Raw genomic sequence first — 2,986 nt, 5'->3', positions numbered from 1 at the left:
GCACAGCCGCCCGCGGCGCGCGGCCTCCTGCTCGGCCCCGTGCACGGCGGCGGCGAAGGCCGGCCCGCGCACGTCGTTGACGATGAACGCTACCGTCTGGGTGCCGCCGGCGACCAGCGCGCGGGCATGGGTGTTGGCGACGTAGTTGAGCTCCTTGATCGCCTGTTGCACCCGCTGCTTCGTGGCCTGGGCCACCGGGTAGTCTCCGGCCATCACCCTGGACACCGTGGAGACGGACACGCCGGCGCGCGCCGCGACGTCCCGGATCGTGTTCGGGCGGTTCTCGCCCCTCCTGGCCATGGTCGTGGAGTATAGACAACGTTTTCTAGCTATTTCAGGCTGCCCGGCGTGACGCCGCAGCGTGCCGATGGCGCGGGCCGCGCCGGCGCCTGATTTTTTAGAAAGTCCAGAACTCCCGGGCGTTCTCCTTGGTTGCCACTTTGACGGGAATTGCCACAGATTTCGCGATGATCTGGCCCCTCGCCGCCTTGATGGCGCCGTCCACCGCCTGCCAGCCGAGCAGCCTGGGCTGCTGGGCGACCGTGGCGGACAACGTGCCCGCCCGCACCGCCTTGATGCCTTCCGGCGTGCCGTCGAAGCCCACGACCTTGACCTGGTGTCCCGCCTTCGGCCCCAGAGCCTGGGCCGCGCCCAGCGCCATTTCGTCGTTCTCCGCGAACACGCCCGTGATGCCGGGATGACGCTGGATCAGGCTGGTCATGACCTGCTGGCCCTTGACTCTGTGGAAGTCGGCCCGCTGCTTGGCGACGACCTTGATGTGCGGGTACGCGGCGATGCCCGCGGCGAAACCATGGCTGCGTTCGAGGGAGGCGGAGGTGCCGGCCGCGCCCTGGAGCACGACCACCTCGCCCTTCCCGCCGAGCTGCTTGGCCAGCTCCTGGGCGCCCAGCTTGCCTCCGGCCAAGTTGTCGGAGGTCAGGGTCTGAGCCACCTCGGCGCCGCTGACCGTGCGGTCGGCCGAGATCACCGGGATGCCGAGCTGACCGGCAGCCTTGACCGCCGGGCCGATCCCGTCGGAGTCGACCGGGTTGATGATGATCGCCGTCATGTGCCGGCTGGTGAAGCTCCGGATCTGGCTCGCCTGCTGGGAGGCGTCGTTATGGGCGTCGGTGACGGTCAGCTTGACACCGAAATTCTGCGCCGCGGCCTCCGCGCCGTCGCGGAACTGGACGAAGTAGGGGTTGTTCTGCGTCGACACGGACATGCCGATGTTGATGTCTTCTGAGGGCTCACTGCCGACGGACGAGCCGCAGGCGGCCAGGCCGAACGCGAGACCGGCTATGAGGGTCGCGAAAGTTCGCATGATCTTTCTTCTTATGGTTCTTTGCCCTGCGCCGCAGGGTGCCGACGAGGGCCGCAATCGCGCCCGATCTCATAGCCGGTCGCCTGATGCTCCGCCGAGGTCAGACGGGTGGCCAGACGATCCGGCCACCGCCGCGAAACCGCTGGACAGAGTGTATGTGATGAGTCTCACGCCTGCCGAACGCGACGCCCGGCCGCTCTGCCGGCCGGCGCGGCAGGTCCTCGGCGTTCACATCTCCTCACCGGAGGTGTCCATGATCGGATGCACCTCCACCGCGGCGAACCGTGCGTCGGGCACGCACGCCGCGATCTCCGCCGCACGCTCCGGGCTCTCGCAGTCCACCACGAGGTACCCGGCCAGCTGCTCCTTGGCCTCCAGATAGGGCCCATCCGTGGTGGCCGGGACCCCGCCGCGCACCCTGACGGTCCGGGTGTTCACCGGGTCGGCCAGGGCCGCGGCCGCGACCAGCTCACCGGATTCGGTGATCTCCCGGCGCAGGGCCTCGGCCCGTCTGGCCAGCTCGTCGCGCTCTTCCGCCGGCATGGCCAGGAACCGCGGATCGCGCAGGAACAGCGGGTGCTCCCAGTTCGCCGGGTTACTGTAGATCAATAGCAAATATTTCATTTACGCCGCCGATGGACCGGCGACGCCGATGACGTTGCCCTCGGGGTCGATGAAGCGGCCGACCGCGAAGTCCCCGGCGGACTCCGGCTCGGGGCCCATCAGGCGCTTGCCGCCGAGGCTCTCGGCCTTCCGCAGCGCCTCCTCGACGTCGGGAACGCCCACGTAGAACAGGACTCTGGGCTGGTGGCCCCGGCCGCCGCCGATCCCGCCGTTGATGCCGTCTCCCTCACCGGTCGTGCTTCCATCCACGAATCCGTACATGCCCGGCTGCGAGACCTTCTCGGTGGCCGCGTCGCCCGTGTGGAACTCCCAGCCGAACAGCTCGCCGTAGTAGCCGCGCAGCCTCTCGGGGTCGCTCCCGATGATCTCGAAGTGCACCACTGGCCGTCCCATGGTCAGTCCTCTCTCCGCGCCGACCGCTCGGCGCCCTGTCGGTGTACCCAGGTGGGTCCTCACCAGGGGTCGGAGCGGACGGCTCGGCTCTCGACATCTCAGCGCAAGAAAATCCCGAAACCGCTTCAGGCAAGCGGTGGCGTGGCCGACGTCCAGTCCGTGGCGCGCTCGTACGCGCGGGCGGCGCGCAGCACGAGGGCGTCGGCGTGGCGGGGGCCGACGATCTGCAGGCCGATGGGCAGGCCGGCGGAGGTGAAGCCGCAGGGCACGCTGGCGGCGGGCTGCTGGGTCAGGTTGAACGGGTAGGTGTACGGGGTCCAGCTGGTCCAGTCCGTCGAGGGCCACTCCTCCGGCGCGTCCCTGCCCTTGGGGAACGCGGTGATCGGCAGGCTCGGTGTGAGCAGAAGGTCGTAAGTCCGGTGGAAGATCCCCATCCGCGCCCCGAGGTCCACCCGGACGGCGATGGCGTCCAGGTAGTCGGCGGTGCTGAAGGCGGCGCCCCGCTCGGCGGCGCGGCGCAGGCCGGGGTCGATCCGTTCGAGGGCGTCCGGCCCGTACGATTCGACGACCTTGGCGGCGCCGGCGAACCACAGGACGTGGAAGGCGTCCACGGGGTCGGAGAAGCCGGGATCGACCTCTTCGACC

5 protein-coding genes are annotated in these 2,986 nt (G+C 69.5%); all 5 read right to left on the bottom strand.

Annotation, left to right across the window (positions count from 1 at the left end):
• On the bottom strand, positions 1–300 hold a 300-nt coding region (locus AB0J09_RS60910; RefSeq protein WP_360713105.1), incomplete at its 3' end, for a LacI family DNA-binding transcriptional regulator.
• Between the two features lie 97 nt (positions 301–397).
• Positions 398–1,324, bottom strand: a complete 927-nt coding sequence (locus tag AB0J09_RS60905; protein ID WP_360713102.1) for a substrate-binding domain-containing protein — start codon at positions 1,322–1,324, stop codon at positions 398–400.
• Between the two features lie 228 nt (positions 1,325–1,552).
• Positions 1,553–1,948 (bottom strand): YciI family protein, encoded by a 396-nt coding sequence (locus AB0J09_RS60900; RefSeq protein WP_360713099.1) that lies wholly within the window; start codon positions 1,946–1,948, stop codon positions 1,553–1,555.
• Positions 1,949–2,341, bottom strand: coding sequence for a VOC family protein (locus AB0J09_RS60895; RefSeq protein WP_360713097.1), 393 nt, complete (start codon positions 2,339–2,341; stop codon positions 1,949–1,951).
• Positions 2,342–2,466: 125 nt separating this feature from the next.
• Positions 2,467–2,986 (bottom strand): amidase family protein (locus AB0J09_RS60890; RefSeq protein WP_360713094.1); only part of this gene is annotated, 520 nt, incomplete at its 5' end.

It is taken from the genome of Nonomuraea sp. NPDC049784 (assembly GCF_040659615.1).
Classification (GTDB): domain Bacteria; phylum Actinomycetota; class Actinomycetes; order Streptosporangiales; family Streptosporangiaceae; genus Nonomuraea.
This window is presented reverse-complemented; position numbering and strand designations above follow the sequence as displayed.